Genomic DNA, 16,645 nt, shown 5'->3' on the forward strand with positions numbered 1-16,645 from the left:
CCTGCGGAACCGGAGCGCCCGAAATAGGGACGGCGAATGTCTCCGAAATTTGCCGGACGTTACAAATTGTTGCTACCGGGACATCAGCGGCATCCGGGCGAGGGGATAGCCCGTCACATCGGGCCATAGATGCGCCATCACGCTCGCCAGCCACAAGGCGTCGCTGCCCGCCCAATGTCGCGTCGGACAGCGCTGGTCTGCTATCCGCACCGCCGCGCTGATCTGCGCTTCATCGACCTGCCGCTCATCCATCAGCGTCGCGACATGATCGATCGCAAAGGGAGCCTCCCGTCCAGCGGCTGCCGCCAGCGTATCCAGCCAATAGGGATCGATCAGGCTGTCGGCGACCACCCGTCGCCCGCCCACCGCATCGGCCAGCTGGTCCAGTACGACATGGGCAGGCAGGCCGTCCTGTTCAATCCGCGCCCGGCTCAGCCCGTGCAGGGCCTCCGCCTCCGCCGTCCAGTCCCACCCCGACCAGTCAGGGTGCGGCCGGATCAGCCAGCTGCGCGCACCGTCCCTGCCCGCCAACCCGACCTCGATGGGAAAGGATCGTCCGTGGCGCGGCAGGCAGGACGCCTCGAAATCTATGGCAAACATGGGCAGAACCGTCTCCGCTTTCGCGTGCTTTTCGATGCCCCCCTGTCGCCCCCAACTATGTCACGCCCAAGTCAGCCGCCACCCCCTTGACGAAAAATCATGCAAGTCGTGTGGTGACTGGGATGGGACGCCGCGTCACCCATCTGCTAATCGGCTTTTCCCTGCCCACAACCGGACCTGTCCATGACCGTCGTTGCTGCCTATCTCTATCGCAATGGTGCCCGCGTCCGGGCGGTGTCGATCGACGAACGAATCGACTGCGCCCATGACAAGTCAGAATTCGTCTGGATCGGTGTCGCCGACCCGACGCTGGCTGAAATGCAGGCGCTCCAGCACGCCTATGATCTGCACCCGCTGGCGATCGAGGATGCGATCAAGGCCAACCAGTTGCCCAAGGTCGATCTCTATGGCGACCAGCTGTTCGTCGTCGCCCGCACCGCCCATGTCGAGGATGGCAGCATCTGCTATGGCGAAACCGCGATCTTCGTGGGCCACAGCCATATCATCACCGTCCGCCACGGTTCGGCCCGCGCGCACCTTGCCCTGCGGCAGGATCTGGAGGCGGTGCCCGCGCGCCTCGCCCAGGGGGTCGATTATGTCCTGCACGCCATTCTGGATTTCGTGGTCGATGGCTATCTGCCGATTATCGAGGGGATAGAGGAAGAGGTGCTGGCGATGGAGCAGCATACGGTCGACACATTCCTGGGCCGCGACGACATCACCCGCATCTTCAACCTGCGCCGCCAGTTGCTACGCTTCCAGCGCATCCTGACCCCGATGCACGAGGTGGCGACCAAATTCGTCAAGCAGGAACTGCCCTGCATCGACGCCGAAGCCCGCCCCTATTTCAGCGACGTGCGCGACCATGTCCGCCGGGTCCAGACGATGGTGGAGGATCTGCGCGAAATCCTGACATCGGTGTTTGAATTCAGCAATTTGCTGGAACAGCAGCGCACTGGCGTCATCACCCGCCAGCTCGCCGCCTGGGCAGCGATCCTGGCCGTGCCGACCGCGATCGCGGGCATTTACGGCATGAATTTCGAACATATGCCCGAACTGCGCACCCGCTACGGCTATTTCGTGGTGCTGAGCGTGATCAGCATCGTCTGCACCCTGCTCTACGCCCGATTCAAGAAACTCAAATGGCTGTGACAGAAGCCGTCGAGCGCGCCGCCCGCGCCATGTACGCCAACATCGCGCCCGACTGGGACTGGGACGATCCCGACGCGGAACCGATGCGTCGCATGTATCGCGAAAACGCGCGTGTCGTGCTGACCACGATCCGCGATCCGGGCGTGCAGATGGACGGGCCAGCGCTTGCCGCCTGGCAGGCAGTGATCGACGCGATGCTGGCTGAGGCGTGAGAAAAATGGTGCACCCGACGGGATTCGAACCCATGGCCCTCAGATTAGGAATCTGATGCTCTATCCTGCTGAGCTACGGGTGCCCATGGATTGGCCTCTATTATGGGCGGGCGACGCGGTCAATTCTTCGCTTCGGGGGGGATGACCGGAAATGGCAGCGGCGCGACCGGGACGCCTTCTTCCATCAGTGCCTTGGCTTCCGCCGGGGCGACCTCGCCATGGATGCTGCTATTGGCCTGTTCGCCATAATGCATGGCGCGCGCCTGTTCGGCAAAGCCGCGCCCGACCCAGGTGGAGCCTTCCAGCGCCTTTTTCTGCGCCTGCGCCAGTGCATCGACCATCGCGCGCATCTTGGCCGCGTCGCCCGCGCTGATCGGGACCGGCGCGTCCGGTGCGGGCGCATCCTGCACCGCGACTGCGCGACTATTCCCTTTGGCCGCGACAGCAGGGGCCATCACCGCCTTGACCACCTGTGCGTCACCGCAAATCGGGCAGGCCAGAAGGCCCCGCGCCTGCTGGTCCGCATAGTCCGCGCTGGAGCCGAACCAGGCCTCGAACACATGGCCCTGTCCTTCACATTTCAGGTCGAACACGATCACGAAATTTGCACTTCCTGCGGAATGATACGGCGGTTGGCGATGGCTGGCACCCGCGCCCGCACATCCCCTAGCCGCGTCAAGTCGATATCGACAAGCCCCAGCCCCGCGCTCTCGCCCATATCGAGCAGCACCTCGCCCCATGGGTCGATCACCAGGCTATGGCCATAGGTGACGCGCCCGTCCGCATGAGCGCCGACCTGCGCGGTCGCGATCACGAAACAGCCTGCCTCGATCGCGCGGGCGCGCAGCAGCACATGCCAATGCGCCTGTCCCGTCGGCACGGTGAAGGCGGCTGGCGCCAGCAGGATCGTCGCCCCGGCGTTGGTCAGCGCGCGATAGAGATCGGGAAAGCGCATGTCATAGCAGATCGAAAAACCCATCCGGCCCCAGGGCGTATCGGCCGCGACCACCTGTTCCCCCGGCCCGTAAACCGACGATTCGCGCCAGCTTTCACCGGTGGCCAGATCGACGTCGAACAGGTGGATCTTGTCATAATACGCCCGTATCGCACCTGTATCATCGATCAGGAAGCTGCGATTGGCCCAGCGTCCGTCGGCCCGCTCGTCCTTCAGCGGCAGCGATCCGATATGGACCCACAGGCCATGTCTCGCCGCGGCCTCGCGCACGGCGGCCAGCACGCCATCGTCCGCCTGCGACCGCAAAGTCGCCGCGGCGCGGCTGCGGTCACGGTCCAGATAGCCGGCCATTTCCGGGGTGAAGAGCATGTCCGCCCCCTCGCCCTTGGCGCGCTCCACCATCTCCACAATCGCAGCAGCGTTGGCGGCAGGGTCGATCCCGCTGGTCATCTGGAACAGCGCGGCGCGCATGGCGGTCACAGGCCCAGCAGCGGGTCGAGCTTGCCCTGCCGGTTCAGCGCCGCCATGTCATCGCTGCCGCCGATATGCTGGCCGTCGATGAAAATCTGCGGCACGGTGCTGCCGCCCCGGCTGCGCTCCAGCATTTCGGTGCGTTTAGGCCCGCCCATACTGATATCATATTCCTCAAACGCGACGCCCTTGTCGGTCAGCAATGCCTTTGCCCGCGCGCAATAGCCGCAAAATGCCTTGGTGTAGATTTCGACCTTTGCCATCTGTCCGTCATCACTCCTTATTCCCTGAAATTGGGGCTTATCGCGGCTTTGTCAATCAACGCCTTCGCGGGGCAAGGCGCGCGCCCAGCAAAGCAGCCGCACCTCGCCTGCCCCGCCGCGCTTCAAAACGCGGGTGCAAGCCGCCGCCGTCGCGCCGCTGGTATGCACATCATCGATCAGCAGCACCCGACGGCCCTTCAACCCATGCCCGTCCGCCAGCGCAAACGCCCCGCGCACTGCCCTGGCCCGCTGGCCCGGATGCATACCGCGCAAAGGCACCGTCCGTTTGACCCGCAACAGCGCATGTTTCTCGACCGTCAGCCCGGTCAGCCGTCCCAGATGATCGGCGATCAGCGCCGACTGGTTGAACCCCCGCCCCCATAATCGCCAGCGATGCAGCGGCACCGGCACGATCAGCGGCGGGTCATCGCCCGCCACCGGCACATGGCGCAGCATCTGCCGCGCGACCAACCGGGCGAGGCCAATGCGCCGCCCATATTTCAGCCGCAGCGCCACCGTGCGCGCCACATCGCCATAGGCCAGCACCGCCCTTGCGCTGTCGAAGGGCGGCGGATCAGCGAGGCACGCGCCGCACTCCGCCCCTGCCCCCATGTCATACGGAAAGGGGATGCCGCAGCGCGCACAGCAAGGTTCGCCCAGAAATTCCATGCCGCCCCAGCAGGACAGGCAGAAACCATGATCCTCCCCCACGATCGCGCCGCAACCGGGGCAGCGCGGCGGCAGTGCATAATCAAGCGCGGGGCGGATCGCGCTCTTGAGAAGCGGCAGGAAAGGCATCATCTGCCTTGTCCCCCCTTCCCGCCCGTTGCACAAGGCCCGGCATGAGCAGCTCCGACATCTTCGACCGATCCCTGCGCAGCATCCGGCGGGACCGGATGCTGGCCGATTTCGCGGCCCACGACTTTCTCTATCGCGCGATGCTCGACGAATTGCTCGACCGGCTGGGCGACGTGCAGCGCGACCTGCCCGAAGCGCTTGTAATCGGCTGCCCGGACGGTAGCGCCAGGACCGCGCTGGAAGCGATGGGCAAGCGTGTCGCCTGTATCGATCCCGGCTTCCTCGCCGCCCGCGCCCATGGCGGGGTGCAGGGGGATGAGGATGCCCTGCCCTTTGCCGACAATAGTTTCGATCTGATCCTCGCCTGCGGCACGCTCGACAGCGTCAATGACCTGCCCGGCGCGCTGATCCTGATGCGCCGGGTGCTGCGGCCTGACGGCCTGATGCTCGCGGCCTTTACGGGCGCGGGCAGCCTGCCCCGGCTGCGCGCCGCGCTCATGGCGGGCGAAGGCGACCGGCCCGGCCAGCATATCCACCCACAGGTCGATGTGCGATCGGCTGGCGACCTGCTCAGCCGCGCCGGTTTCGCGATGCCGGTCGCGGACGGCGAAACGCTGAACGTGCGCTATGGCGACCTGCTGCGCCTGATGCACGACCTGCGCGGCATGGGCGCGGGCAACATACTGGCGGCGCGCCCGCCCACATTGCGCCGCGACGCGCTGATCGGAGCCGCTGCCCATTTCGCCGATGCTGCCGACCCGGATGGCCGCACGGCGGAGCAGATCGCGATCGTCTATCTCTCCGGCTGGAAACCCGACCCCAGCCAGACCGCCCCGGCCCGACGCGGCAGCGCGACGGTATCGCTGGCGGCGGCGTTGAAGGGGAAGGCGGGGTAACACCCGCCCTCCCGTCCCGCTTCACTCGATCGTGACGCCTGCCACGCGCCAGCCGCCATCCTCCCGATCCAGACTAACTGTTTCGATCGCCTCCGCCTTGTTGGCGAAGCGGGTGCGGAATTTCACCACTTCATAACCAGCGGGCGGTGCAGGCAGATTTTCCTGACTGACGAAAATACGCGATAGTGCTGCACCCAAAGGCACGCGCACCTTTTCCGAGGTGTCGGCCCAGACCTTTGCCGTGTTCAAGTGGCGAAAGGACGTAGTAGTGCCACGATAGCTTTCATCCCAACGCCCCTCGTCCACCAGCGCCAGCCATCGACGCGCCGCATCCACCACCGCCGGGTTCAGCGCCGTGCTGGCGACCGGTGCCTGTGACGAAGGGGCAGAAGCGAGTTGCGGCAAAGCGCTGAGCGCCAACAGGCCAAGGGCAAGCGTCATAAGTGCTACTCCGATGATGATCCAGAAAGGACGGGTGACCCGCCCCGCGCCGCTGATCGGCACGCTGTCTTGATCCACCGGAATATCGGGTGCGTCTGCCCGGATTTCCTTGTCCCCCAGAGAATCGGGGGACGTCATGGCATCGTCACCCTCCGCCTCCAGCAGCAGCCGGGCCGCCTCCCGGCTACTTGATACAGCCATTTTCCGCCGCGCATCGCGCAACCGCTCGTTGATCGTATGGACGGAAAGGCCCAGATTCCGAGCGACTGATTTCGCGTCATGACCGCGAACGATCAGACGCAGCGTCTGCTTCTCCTTCTCGGTCAGCGCCCAGTCCATATCCGTCCTCTGCGTGTCCATAATGTCCACGGCCTAGGTCAGGCCAAGGGTAGCAGCTACCCCGAAAAATTTGTATCGTAATCGGGACGCAGTCCCTCACTCCACGACCTCACCGATCGTCGGCCCATCCGCCAAGTCCCGTGACGTCCAGTCCTCCCCGTCATGCCGATATTCAACATGGCTGGCCCGTTGAAACCCTGCGCCGTCCCACACGATCACCTGTATCTCCACCTCGTCATGCCGCCGCACATGCAGCCAGTTGAAGCTTTGCGGTTCGGCGTTGCGCAGCCGGGTCGATGTCGCGGTGCCGGCCTGAATGATCAGTGCGCCGCCCGCCTTCTCCACCATCTTGCGCGCGGCCTGCGCGTAGGTGCGGTGGAAATGGCCAGCCAGCGCCAGATGCACCCCTGCCTCGCTCGCCGCCCGCACGGCATCATCATGCTGGCCAACCGCCTCGCTTAGCTCCCCGCCCCGGCCGATCGGCATGGCGAACAAGGGGTGATGGGTCACCAATATGCGCGTCTTGGCGCTGGCGACCGATGCAAAGCGTTTGCGCAGCATGTCCATCTGGTCATGGTTGATCCGCCCGTCCTTGATTGTCAGCGACCGCGCGGTGTTGAGGCCGAGGATCGCGACCTCGTCATCCTCATACCAGGGGCAAAGGTCCGGGCTGATATAGCGCTTGTAGCGGTCGAGCGGCGCGGCAAAGCGCCGCATCACGTCATAGAGCGGAATGTCATGATTGCCGGGGATCACCAGCAGCTTCAGCCCCGCCGCGCGCAGCCGGTTGAGCCAGGCGGACGCCGCGCAGAACTGTGCCACCCGCGCCCGCTGGGTCAGGTCGCCGCTGATGATGACAAGGTCGGGCCTGTGCTCCTCCAGCCAGGCAGTGGCGGCGTCAACGATGCGGGGATCATGCGCGCCGAAATGAATGTCGGACAGGTGGGCAATACGGGCCATGGTCACGTAACGAACAAGAACGATATGGTTTCCCCGGACCCGAAGCCTCCCTCGCGAGTTGTTGTGCCATGGAAACGAAATCCCCCACCCGCCCAACTACCCGTCCACTGCCGCGTCAGGCCGCGCTGATCGTCAACGCGCATAGCCGCAAGGGCGAGGCGCTGTTTGCGGAGGCCAAGGAAAAACTGGAGCAGGCGGGGATCGAGCTGCTCGCCGCTCATGCGATCAAGAACCCCGAACTGATGGAAGAAACCGTGGCGAAAGCGATTGCCGACGGCGCGCCGATGGTGATCGTGGGCGGCGGCGATGGCTCCATGTCCGGCACGGTCGATCAGCTGGTGGGCAAGGATTGCGTGTTCGCGGTCCTGCCACTCGGCACTGCCAACAGTTTCGCGCGGACGCTGGGCCTGCCGCTCGATCTGGACGGCGCGGTCGCGACCATCGCCAACGGCCGCCGCCGCCGGGTGGACCTGGGCATGATCGACAAGGATTATTTCGTCAACGCCGCCTCGCTCGGCCTCTCGCCGATGATCGGACAGACGGTGCCGCACAAGCTCAAACGCTATCTGGGGCGGATCGGCTATCTGCTCTGGGCGGTCAAATGTTCGGTGGGGTTCCGCGCCTTCCGCCTGACCATCGACGACGGGCAGCAGGAATGGCGGCTCTGGTCGACCGAAGTGCGCATCCTCAACGGCCCCTATCATGGCGGGGTCGAGCTGTCCGACAATGCCGATGTCGATAGCGGCGAAATCGTCATTCAAGCGGTCGTCGGGCGTAGCAAGCCGCGGCTGGCATGGGACTGGTACGCCAAATTCTTCAAGCTGCGCGACCGCGACGCCCATACCGAGGAGTTTCACGGCAAGGCCTTCACCCTGACCACTCATCCGCGCCAGCGCATCTCGATCGACGGCGAAGTGCTGGCGAAAACCCCGGTGGTGGCAAAAATCGCGCCGGGCGCGATCGAGGTCGCGGTTCCGGCGGAGAGCTGATCAGAGCGGCTTTTCGTACAGCTGATAGACTTTGTTGATCTTGCTGCCGATCGCCTCGGCAATCGCGTTCATGCCCTGATTATCGTCCAGCACCCAGCTGATCTCGCCCCGCGTCGCGCCATATTGGGCCAGCGCTTCCAGCCGGATCGTCTCGATCATCATGAAGGCCAGTTGGCTCGCCAGCCGCGACGCCTGCAACCGTTGCAGCACGCCCATCAACGGCACCCGCATCGTCCGCACCCTGGGCTTGCGCAGCCACCAGAGCAGCTTGGCCCAGCCGAACGGGAACAGCGCGCCATTGAGCGGCTTGATCGCCTCATTCAGGTCCGGCAGCGTCATCATGAAGGCGACCGGCTCACCATCGACCTCCGCGATCATGATCAGATCCTCGAACACGATCGGTTTCAGCTTCTTGCCGGTGTGCGCGATTTCCGAATCGGTGATCGGCACAAAGCCCCAGTTGCGGCCCCAGGCATCGTTGAGGATATTGAGAATGATCGCCGCTTCGGCGTCGAATTTCGACTTGTCGACCTTGCGGATGCGGATGCGGTCATTTTTGTGGCCCGACGCGACGATCCGCTGGATCAGCGGGGGGAAGCTTTTGGTGATGTCCAGTTCGAAGCAGTTGAGCGTCTTGACCGGCTGATATCCCGCGCCCTCGACCATCGCCTGATACGCCGGGCTGTCATGGCCCATCATGACCGTGGGGGGATGATCATGCCCGGAGACCAACAGCCCCGGCTCCTCCCAGATAGACAGCGAGATCGGCCCGACCACGCGGGTCATGCCCTGTTCGCGCAGCCATTGCTCGGCACGCGCTATCAGCGCCGCGCCGACCGCCTCATCCTCCGCCTCGAACAGGCCGAAATTGCCCGTTCCCGGCCCCATCCCCTGTTCCGGCGGCATCGCCAGCGCCAGCTCGTCATAATGGGCCGAAATGCGGCCGACGACGCGGCCATTTCGGCGGGCCAGGAAATATTGCGCCTTGGCATGTTCGAAAAACGGGTTCTTGCCCGGCGTCAGCAGCTCATGCATTTCCGCCTTCAGCGGCGGCACCCAATTGGGATCGTTGGCGTAGATCGACCAGGGCAGGTCGATAAAGGCCTTGAGGTCGCCCTTGCCCGAAACGGGGGTAATCACCAGATCGCTATGTGCCACGGCTGCCGCTTTCACCAAAAGAGGGGAGCAGTTCGCCGCTTGTTTGCGGATTGTCAATCACAGGCCGCCGCCAGTCCGCTATCGGGCAGAGAATGTCATCGTGCTGCCACGATATCAGCGCATTTGGAGATTAGGACGCCTGCCATGACTGTGCATGATCCCATACTTGCCGCCGCGCAGCGCGCGCGGGCGACCATCCCCGATGACGTGGCGATGCTGCGCGCGGCGGCCGAGCTGACGCGCGACCTGTCCACCGCCGATGCGCGTATCTACTGGCCCGATATGCTGGCGTCGGCGCTGATCGGCTGGGGTGCGATGGCGGGTGCGATCCTGATCGACACCGTGCCGCTGGCCATCGCCTGCGGCATAGTGGCGATGCTGGCGCTGTATCGCGCGGCGAGCTTCATCCACGAACTCACCCATATCCGCGCCGGTGCGCTGCCCGGTTTCCGGGCGGGCTGGAATCTGATCGTCGGCATCCCGCTGATGATCCCGTCCTTCCTCTATGAAGGCGTCCATACCCAGCATCATGCCCGCACCCGCTACGGCACGGCGGAGGACCCGGAATATCTGCCGCTGGCGCTGATGAAGCCATGGTCGCTGCCGCTGTTCATCCTCGTCGCCTCGCTGGCACCGGTTGGCCTGATCCTGCGCTTTGGCGTGCTGACGCCGCTGTCGCTGATCATCCCGCCGCTGCGCGCGAAGGTGGTGGCGGAATTGTCGGCCCTGTCGATCAACCCGGCCTATCGCCGGCGCGCGCCCGAAGGTGACTTTGCGCGCATGTGGGCTTGGCAGGAGGCAGGCGCGTGCCTGTTCGCGCTGGCGCTGGTCGGCAGCGTGTTCGTTGTCGGGTGGAAGCCGCTGCTGGTCTATATGGCGATCCATTCGGCGATGACCGTCATCAATCAGCTGCGCACCCTGGTCGCGCATCTGTGGGAGAATGAGGGCGATCCGATGACGGTGACCGCGCAATATCTCGATTCGGTCAATGTGCCGCCGCCCGGCAGTCTGCCTGCACTCTGGGCGCCGGTCGGCCTGCGCTATCATGCGCTGCACCACCTGTTGCCCAGCGTGCCTTACCACAATCTGGCCGCTGCGCACCGCAAGCTGATCGCGACTCTGGACCCGCAATCACCCTATCATCGCGGCAATTATCGCGGGATGCTGCCGCTGGTCGGCAAGATCGCGCGCAGCACCATGGCGGCGCGATAAATCACTCTTCGGTCCTGAACAGCACGGTTTCGCCGACCAGCAGGAACAGGAAGAAAGGCGCCCATGCCGCCAGAAACGGCGGATAGGCCCCCAGGCTGCCCATCGCCAGCGAGAAATTGTCGGCGACGAAATAGGCAAAGCCCAGCGCCATGCCCATCACCGCGCGGACGAACAGCTGCCCAGAGCGCGCCAGCCCGAAGGCCGCGACCGAACCCAATATCGGCATCAGCAGCGCCGACAGCGGCCCCGACAGCTTGTGCCACAAATTGGCCTCCAGCTCCGCCGTGGGTCGCCCGGCGTCATGCAGGTCGGAAATCGCCGCCTGAAGCTGGCTGAAGGTCAGCGCGTCGGGATCGACCTTCGCCAGGGTGAATTGGTCGGGCCGAATGTCACGGCCAAAGCGGACGGTGCCGACATTGGCGACCGTGCCACGCGCCACGTCGAACTGGCGCGCATCTTCCAGCACCCAGCTCTTGTTCGCCGAGTCATAATGGCCGCGCGGTGCTTGGACGATGGTGGTCAGGCTGTTGTTGATGCGGTTGAAAATCTCGACCTTGCGCAACTGCACCTGCGTGCCGCGCCCCGCCACGATCGCGGCGTTGACCAGATTATTCCCGTCGCGCACCCAGGGGTTGCTCTTGACCCCGCTGTCGCGCGGGATCGGGCCATAATCGACCGCCTGCCACGCGCTGAGCGCCGCAGTGGATCGCGCGACGATCCGTTCGTTGAAGGCATAGCTGATCACCGCGACGCCCAGCGCCGCTACGACAAGCGGCGCGAGTATCTGGTGCGCGGACAGGCCCGCCGCCTTCATAGAGACGATCTCACTATTCTGGTTGAGCGTCGCCAGCATCACCAACGTGCCGAGCAGCACGGAGAAAGGCAGGAAGCGGGCGACGATCTGCGGCACGCGCAAGCCGACATAATGCCATAATTGCGCGTCGCCATTGCCGGGATAGGAAAGGATGTCGCCCGACTGACCCAGCAGGTCGAGCGTCTGCAACACCAGCACCAGCAGCGCCAGCACGGCGAGCGTCCGGGTGAGGAACAGGCGCGCCATATACCAGCTGATCTGGCGCGAGGGGAAGAAGGCAAATTGCATGGGTCAGGCGGCTCCTTCCGCCACGGGCGGGCGTCGGCGGCCCAGCCGCAACAGGCGCACGATCTGCTTGCCGATCTTGGCGAAGGCGACTTCCAGCGCGCCGATCGGCTGGCCGCCGGGGCGGTGCGCGATGACATGATACATCCAGAAGATCAGGCCCGACGTCAGCAGGAACGGTCCCCACAGGGCGATGATCGGGTCCACCTTGCCCAGCGCGCCGATGCTTTCGCCATATTGGTTGATCTTGTGATAGGTGACGATGAAGATGATCGACAGGAACACGCCCAGCGCCGATGTCGATCGCTTGGGCGGGATCGCAAAGGCGAGCGCCGCCAGCGGCAACAGCATCATCATCACCACCTCCACCATGCGGAAATGGAAATTGGCGCGCACTTCGTCGCGCAATTTTCCTGGGGTCGCCGGGTTACGGCCGATCACCATCAGTTCGGGAATCGTCTTTTCCCGGTCGACGTCGCGCCCGCGGAAATTTTCGATCTGCGGCAGGTCGATCGGCAGGTCATGGCTTGAGAAAGACAGGATTCGCGGCGTCTTATATTTGGGCGCATCGTTGACCAGCACGCCATCGCGCAGGCGGAAGATGATCGTGTCGGGATCGTCCGTCGCCAGGAACATGCCCTGCGCCGCGGTGACCGCGACCGACTGGCCGTCGCGGCTGACGGCGCGCACGAAAATCCCTTGCAGATTGCGCCCTTCGTCCAGGCTGCGTTCGATCCGCATCGTCATCCGCTTGCCCAGATTGGTGAATTCGCCGACCTTGATCGACGCCCCCAGCGCGCCCGACCGCAGCTCGAATCGCAGCGCCTCATAGGCGTGGCGGGACAGCGGCTGGACGAAACCGACAATGCCGAAATTGAGCAGCGCCAGCGCGATCGCATACATGTACGGCACGCGCAGCAGGCGGCCATAAGAGAGGCCGACGCCGCGCATCACGTCCAGTTCCGACGATAGCGCCAGTTTGCGGAACGCCAGCAATATGCCCAGCATCAGGCCGATCGGAATACCGAGCGAGAGATATTCGGGCAGCATGTTTGCCAGCATCCGCCACACGACGCTGACCGGTCCGCCTTCCGCCGCGACGAAATCGAACAGGCTGAGCATCTTGTCCAGCACCAGCAGCATCGCGGCGATCACCAGCGTACCCAGCATGGGCACCGCGATCAGGCGGGCGAGATAACGGTCGGTGGCGGTCAGCATTCTCTAAGTCGTCGTCCCATCACCATGTTTTGGCCGCAAACCCATCCCATATCGGAATCAGGGAAAGTAGCGGGGCGAACAGGGGCTGTCCGTCCGACCCGGTCGGGCGGCTATAGCTTCCAGGAGTCTAATGGTCATGGTAAAAGTTGCAGTGGGTCTGATGTCGGTGGCAGCGATGATCGCAGCCGTTCCGGCAATGGCCCATGGCCAAGTCATCGGCAATGATCTGGAACGCTGCGCCAGCAGCGGGAACGGACCGGCCGTGCTGGTCGATGTGCGCGGCTTTGCGGCCGCGACCGGCAAGGTGCGCGTCCAGTCCTACCCCGCCACCAAATCGGCCTGGCTGACCAAGGGCGAATGGCTCAATCGTATCGACAGCCCGGTTCGCCCGGCCAATGGCGCGATGCGCTTTTGTATGCCGGTGCCGCAGCCGGGCAAATATGGCATCGCCGTGCGCCATGATCGCGACGGCAATGGCAAGACCGACATATCACGGGACGGCGGCGGTTTTTCCAACAATCCGTCGATCAGCATCTTCAATCTGGGCAAGCCTGCGGTTGAAAAAGCCGCTTTCTATGCCGGTCCCGGCGTGACGAAAATCACTATCACCCTCAAATATATGTGATCCCAAGCCATGGTCTGCGTCGCGCTCCTGTCCAATCCCAAATCCACGGGCAACCGCCAGACCCTGCCGCGCGTGCGCAGCTATTGCGCCAGCAACCCGGACATCTTCCATTATGAGGTTGAGCATGTCGACCAGATCGGCCGTGCGCTCCAGACGATCGCCCGTGTCGATCCCGTCGTCATCGTCATCAACGGCGGCGACGGCACGGTGCAGGCGGCGCTGACCGAACTGTACCAAGGCGAGCATTTCAAGGGGCGGGTGCCGCCGATCGCGGTGCTGCCCAATGGCAAGACCAATCTGATCGCGCTCGACCTTGGCATCCATGGCGATCCGATCAAGGCGCTGGAGCGCATCGTCGCGCTGGCCAAGGCCGGCGTGGACGACCATGTCGTCGCGCGCGAACTGATCGCCCTGTCGGATGGCAAGGTCGGCAGCCGTCCGGTGCTGGGGATGTTTCTGGGCGGCGCGGGGCTGGCCGATTATATGCTCTATTGCCGCAACCAGATCTATCCGCTGGGCCTGTCCAATGGCCTTAGCCATTTCCTGACGGCGATGGCGGTGCTGGTATCGCTGATCTTCGGCATCCGCGCCAAATTCCTGCCGCCGTCGAGCAAGCCGGTCAGCATCTCGCTGATCCGCGACGGGCAGTTGGCCGGGCGATTCTCGGTGTTGATCGTCACTACGCTGGAGCGGCTGCTGCTGGGCGTCCAGCCGGGCGACAGCCGTCGCGGCAATATGAAGCTGATGGCGGTCGAACAGAATTTGCCCGCCCTGCTGCGCCTGATCTTCGCGAGCATCTTCAAGCGGGTGGGCAAGAGCCAGATGCAGGGCATCCATCTGGAACAGGGCGACACCATCCGCATCGAGGGCAATCATAGCAGCGTCATTCTGGACGGCGAACTGTTCGAGGCGTCCGAGGGCAAGCCGATCGTGCTGCGTTCGACCAAGCCAGTGCCGTTCCTGCGGCTGGCGGCTTAAGGCGCGGATTCGGGCATTTCGCGACGTCCCTTCTCCCTTGGGGGGAGAAGGATATGAAGCCTTGGCGGCTTGCCGCCTAGGCGCAGTTGGATGAGGGGGTTCGACGCCAATATGGCGCGCCACCGTGAGGTCAGCACACCCTCTCCCAGCTGCGACTAAGGCAGCAAGCTGCCAAGTCTCCGCAGCCCTCTCCCTCGAAGGGAGAGGGATAAGCCCCCTCACCCCCGCAATTCCACCCAGGTCGGCGCATGGTCGCTGGCCTTCTCTCGCCCGCGAAAATCCTTGTCCACCTGTGCATCGACCAACCGGTCGGCGGCGGCGGGGCTCAGCAGCAGATGGTCGATGCGGAAACCCGCGTCGCGGGGCCAGGCGTTCATCTGATAATCCCAATAGGTCCACACCCCGCCCGCAGGATGACGGCTGCGCAGCGCGTCGGTCCAGCCGTCGGCCAGCAGGCGGCGATAGGCAGCGCGGCTTTCGGGCTGCATCAGCGCGTCGTTGGCCATCGCCTTGACCGAATAGACATCATCGTCGCGCGGGATGACATTATAGTCGCCCGCCAGGATCGCGGGGACTTCCTCCGCCCAGATTTCCGCCGCGCGGACGCGCAGTCGTTTCATCCAGCGCAGCTTGTAATCGAATTTGGGGCCGGGCTGCGGATTGCCGTTGGGCAGATAGATGCTGGCGACGCGCACGCCCTTCACGTCCGCTTCCAGATAGCGGCTATGCTCATCTTCCGGCTCGCCATCCAGACCGCGCTTCACCTCTACCGGGGTTTCGCCGCGCGCGAGGATGGCGACGCCGTTAAACCCCTTCTGCCCGTGCCAGATGACGCCATAACCGGCGTCCTCGATATCCTTGGCCGGGAAGGTTTCGTCGGATGTCTTGATTTCCTGCAGGCAGGCAATGTCAGGCCGCGTTTCGTCCAGCCACTCCAGCAGGCGCGGCAGGCGCGCCTTGGTGCCGTTGATGTTGAAGGTGGCGATACGCATGGACGATTCTCCTCGTCCAAGTCCCTAATGGGAAGATCGGCTTTTGGCTATCAGACCGAGAAGCTGGTGCCGCAACCACAGCCTGCGGTCGCGTTGGGATTGGTCACCTTGAACGCCGCGCCGCCAAGGTCGGAGACGAAATCCACCGCCGATCCGCGCACCAGGTCGAGGCTGACGTCATCGACCACTAGGGTCACGCCATCGCGCTCGACCGACAGATCGTCGGCCTCAATGCTATCGGCCAGGCCGAAGCGATATTGGAAGCCCGAACAGCCCCCACCCTCGACCGCCAGCCGCAGGATCGCAGGCTTGCCCTGCTTGGCGGCGATCGCGGCGACACGGGCAGCGGCAGATGGGGTGAGATCAATATCGGTCATGGCACCCTAGATAGGGTCAAGCAAAAGCCCCGGCAACCCATGGGGTGCCGGGGCTTTTGCGAATGTCGATAAAAGCGCGATCAGTCGACGCTCTTTTCCTGCGCCTTGGTCGGGCCGCCCATGGCGATCGGCGGCTTGCTGTTCATCGCAACCAGATAATCGGGACCGGCAACGAAAGGCAGCGGGTTGATCGCGGCGCCGTCGACACGGACTTCATAATGGAGGTGGCTGCCGGTCGAGCGGCCGGTCGAGCCCATCAGGCCGATGATCTGGCCACGCTTGACGAAGCTGTTGGCAGGCACGAGCAGCTTGGACATATGCCCGTAGCGCGTTTCCATGCCGCTGCCATGCGAGATCTGGACGAGGTTGCCATAGCCGCTGGCCCAGCCTGCGCGGTTGACGATGCCGTCGGCGGTGGCGTGGATCGGGGTGCCGATGGGGCCGGGAATATCGATCCCCTTGTGCATCCGTGCGCCGCCATTGAACGGATCCGACCGGACGCCGAAATTAGAGGTCAGCGACAGCTTTTCGACCGGGCGGCCCGACGGGATATAGGCCGCGGTCTTGGCATTGCCGTCAAGGCGCTGGAGGCTGGAGAAGAGGTTGGAGAAACCGACATCCTGCGGCCCAAGGGCGCTGGTGTTGATTTCCGACGCATCGCCATAGGGATCGTCTGTTTCGGTCGCATGGGCCGGGACAGCGGCGCAGAGCGCGCCTGCAATGCCAAGCCCTGCAAAAATCTGTGTCGCCTTGACGGCAGAATGGAACAAACGCGCACCACGAGTATTGATCATATCAAGTTCAAACATGCCGACCCCGACTGTGTCACCGGAGGCTTATGCCCCTCGGCGCTTCCCGTGTTACTTTTTGGCGACCTGGATCGCCCCCGCAGTTACGCAGACTGCAAATC

At 64.2% G+C, this 16,645-nt stretch carries 20 protein-coding genes and 1 tRNA gene; 7 read left to right on the plus strand and 14 right to left on the minus strand.

The genetic code is table 11. The features are described 5' to 3' along the window. Nucleotides 1–72: 72 nt before the first annotated feature. The gene (locus ACODR8_RS00650; RefSeq protein ID WP_489005533.1) at nucleotides 73–600 is read right to left on the minus strand and encodes a hypothetical protein; all 528 of its coding nucleotides are present in this window, start codon (nucleotides 598–600) and stop codon (nucleotides 73–75) included. A 183-nt stretch (nucleotides 601–783) separates the two neighbouring features. On the opposite strand from ACODR8_RS00650, the gene ACODR8_RS00655 reads away from it, so the two are divergent. Together ACODR8_RS00655 and ACODR8_RS00660 are read left to right on the plus strand one after the other, a co-directional pair. Next, nucleotides 784–1,752 (plus strand): magnesium and cobalt transport protein CorA, encoded by a 969-nt coding sequence (locus ACODR8_RS00655; protein ID WP_489005534.1) that lies wholly within the window; start codon nucleotides 784–786, stop codon nucleotides 1,750–1,752. Beyond that, a complete protein-coding gene (locus ACODR8_RS00660) occupies nucleotides 1,743–1,964 on the plus strand; it encodes a hypothetical protein (protein ID WP_489005535.1) in 222 nt (73 codons plus the stop codon). Before ACODR8_RS00655 ends, ACODR8_RS00660 begins: the two co-directional genes overlap by 10 nt. Before the next feature lie 6 nt (nucleotides 1,965–1,970). Here the strand turns inward: ACODR8_RS00660 and ACODR8_RS00665 are convergent. The 5 genes from ACODR8_RS00665 to ACODR8_RS00685 form a co-directional block, all read right to left on the minus strand. Next, nucleotides 1,971–2,047: transfer RNA gene (locus tag ACODR8_RS00665), tRNA-Arg, on the minus strand. A gap of 36 nt (nucleotides 2,048–2,083) precedes the next feature. Next, the gene (locus ACODR8_RS00670; RefSeq protein ID WP_489005536.1) at nucleotides 2,084–2,563 is read right to left on the minus strand and encodes a DUF1178 family protein; all 480 of its coding nucleotides are present in this window, start codon (nucleotides 2,561–2,563) and stop codon (nucleotides 2,084–2,086) included. After that, on the minus strand, nucleotides 2,560–3,390 hold the full coding sequence (locus tag ACODR8_RS00675; protein WP_489005816.1) for a carbon-nitrogen hydrolase family protein: 831 nt from the start codon (nucleotides 3,388–3,390) through the stop codon (nucleotides 2,560–2,562). The genes ACODR8_RS00670 and ACODR8_RS00675 overlap by 4 nt, the downstream gene beginning before the upstream one ends. 5 nt (nucleotides 3,391–3,395) lie before the next feature. Next, entirely contained in the window at nucleotides 3,396–3,653 is a 258-nt protein-coding gene (gene grxC / locus ACODR8_RS00680; RefSeq protein WP_217673342.1) for a glutaredoxin 3, read from the minus strand. Nucleotides 3,654–3,704: 51 nt separating this feature from the next. Then, on the minus strand, nucleotides 3,705–4,454 hold the full coding sequence (locus ACODR8_RS00685; RefSeq protein WP_489005537.1) for a double zinc ribbon domain-containing protein: 750 nt from the start codon (nucleotides 4,452–4,454) through the stop codon (nucleotides 3,705–3,707). 41 nt (nucleotides 4,455–4,495) lie between these two features. On the opposite strand from ACODR8_RS00685, the gene ACODR8_RS00690 reads away from it, so the two are divergent. Further along, entirely contained in the window at nucleotides 4,496–5,347 is an 852-nt protein-coding gene (locus ACODR8_RS00690) for a methyltransferase domain-containing protein (RefSeq protein WP_489005538.1), read from the plus strand. Nucleotides 5,348–5,368: 21 nt separating this feature from the next. Here ACODR8_RS00690 and ACODR8_RS00695 read toward each other — a convergent pair whose 3' ends face one another. Further along, complete coding sequence (locus ACODR8_RS00695; RefSeq protein ID WP_489005539.1) at nucleotides 5,369–6,148, minus strand: helix-turn-helix domain-containing protein; 780 nt, start codon at nucleotides 6,146–6,148, stop codon at nucleotides 5,369–5,371. A gap of 75 nt (nucleotides 6,149–6,223) precedes the next feature. Then, a complete protein-coding gene (locus tag ACODR8_RS00700) occupies nucleotides 6,224–7,087 on the minus strand; it encodes a metallophosphoesterase family protein (protein WP_489005540.1) in 864 nt (287 codons plus the stop codon). Between the two features lie 68 nt (nucleotides 7,088–7,155). On the opposite strand from ACODR8_RS00700, the gene ACODR8_RS00705 reads away from it, so the two are divergent. Continuing rightward, a complete protein-coding gene (locus ACODR8_RS00705; RefSeq protein ID WP_489005541.1) occupies nucleotides 7,156–8,076 on the plus strand; it encodes a diacylglycerol/lipid kinase family protein in 921 nt (306 codons plus the stop codon). Here ACODR8_RS00705 and ACODR8_RS00710 read toward each other — a convergent pair whose 3' ends face one another. Further along, the gene (locus ACODR8_RS00710) at nucleotides 8,077–9,234 is read right to left on the minus strand and encodes a GNAT family N-acetyltransferase (RefSeq protein ID WP_489005542.1); all 1,158 of its coding nucleotides are present in this window, start codon (nucleotides 9,232–9,234) and stop codon (nucleotides 8,077–8,079) included. Between the two features lie 144 nt (nucleotides 9,235–9,378). Here ACODR8_RS00710 and ACODR8_RS00715 point away from each other — a divergent pair, with 144 nt between their 5' ends. Continuing rightward, complete coding sequence (locus ACODR8_RS00715; RefSeq protein ID WP_489005543.1) at nucleotides 9,379–10,446, plus strand: fatty acid desaturase family protein; 1,068 nt, start codon at nucleotides 9,379–9,381, stop codon at nucleotides 10,444–10,446. Nucleotide 10,447: 1 nt separating this feature from the next. Here ACODR8_RS00715 and lptG read toward each other — a convergent pair whose 3' ends face one another. Beyond that, nucleotides 10,448–11,548: an LPS export ABC transporter permease LptG gene (lptG, locus tag ACODR8_RS00720; RefSeq protein ID WP_489005544.1), complete on the minus strand. Its 1,101-nt coding sequence runs from the start codon at nucleotides 11,546–11,548 to the stop codon at nucleotides 10,448–10,450. A gap of 3 nt (nucleotides 11,549–11,551) precedes the next feature. Continuing rightward, complete coding sequence (gene lptF, locus ACODR8_RS00725; protein ID WP_489005545.1) at nucleotides 11,552–12,763, minus strand: LPS export ABC transporter permease LptF; 1,212 nt, start codon at nucleotides 12,761–12,763, stop codon at nucleotides 11,552–11,554. A 130-nt stretch (nucleotides 12,764–12,893) separates the two neighbouring features. Between lptF and ACODR8_RS00730 the strand changes: the two genes are divergently transcribed. Together ACODR8_RS00730 and ACODR8_RS00735 are read left to right on the plus strand one after the other, a co-directional pair. Continuing rightward, a complete protein-coding gene (locus ACODR8_RS00730) occupies nucleotides 12,894–13,388 on the plus strand; it encodes a DUF2141 domain-containing protein (RefSeq protein WP_489005546.1) in 495 nt (164 codons plus the stop codon). Nucleotides 13,389–13,397: 9 nt separating this feature from the next. After that, nucleotides 13,398–14,366, plus strand: a complete 969-nt coding sequence (locus ACODR8_RS00735; RefSeq protein WP_294136820.1) for a diacylglycerol/lipid kinase family protein — start codon at nucleotides 13,398–13,400, stop codon at nucleotides 14,364–14,366. A 218-nt stretch (nucleotides 14,367–14,584) separates the two neighbouring features. On the opposite strand, the gene xth is transcribed toward ACODR8_RS00735, so the two are convergent. The 3 genes from xth to ACODR8_RS00750 all read right to left on the minus strand — a co-directional run bounded on the left by xth (nucleotide 14,585) and on the right by ACODR8_RS00750 (nucleotide 16,544). Then, nucleotides 14,585–15,358, minus strand: a complete 774-nt coding sequence (xth, locus tag ACODR8_RS00740; RefSeq protein ID WP_489005547.1) for an exodeoxyribonuclease III — start codon at nucleotides 15,356–15,358, stop codon at nucleotides 14,585–14,587. 50 nt (nucleotides 15,359–15,408) lie between these two features. Continuing rightward, nucleotides 15,409–15,735 carry an iron-sulfur cluster insertion protein ErpA gene (gene erpA, locus ACODR8_RS00745; protein ID WP_217673353.1) on the minus strand — a complete coding sequence of 109 codons (327 nt, stop codon included), beginning with the start codon at nucleotides 15,733–15,735 and terminating at the stop codon, nucleotides 15,409–15,411. 80 nt (nucleotides 15,736–15,815) lie between these two features. Continuing rightward, nucleotides 15,816–16,544: a M23 family metallopeptidase gene (locus ACODR8_RS00750; protein ID WP_489005548.1), complete on the minus strand. Its 729-nt coding sequence runs from the start codon at nucleotides 16,542–16,544 to the stop codon at nucleotides 15,816–15,818. Nucleotides 16,545–16,645: the final 101 nt, after the last annotated feature.

The sequence above is a fragment of the Sphingobium sp. FG58 genome, assembly GCF_057809055.1.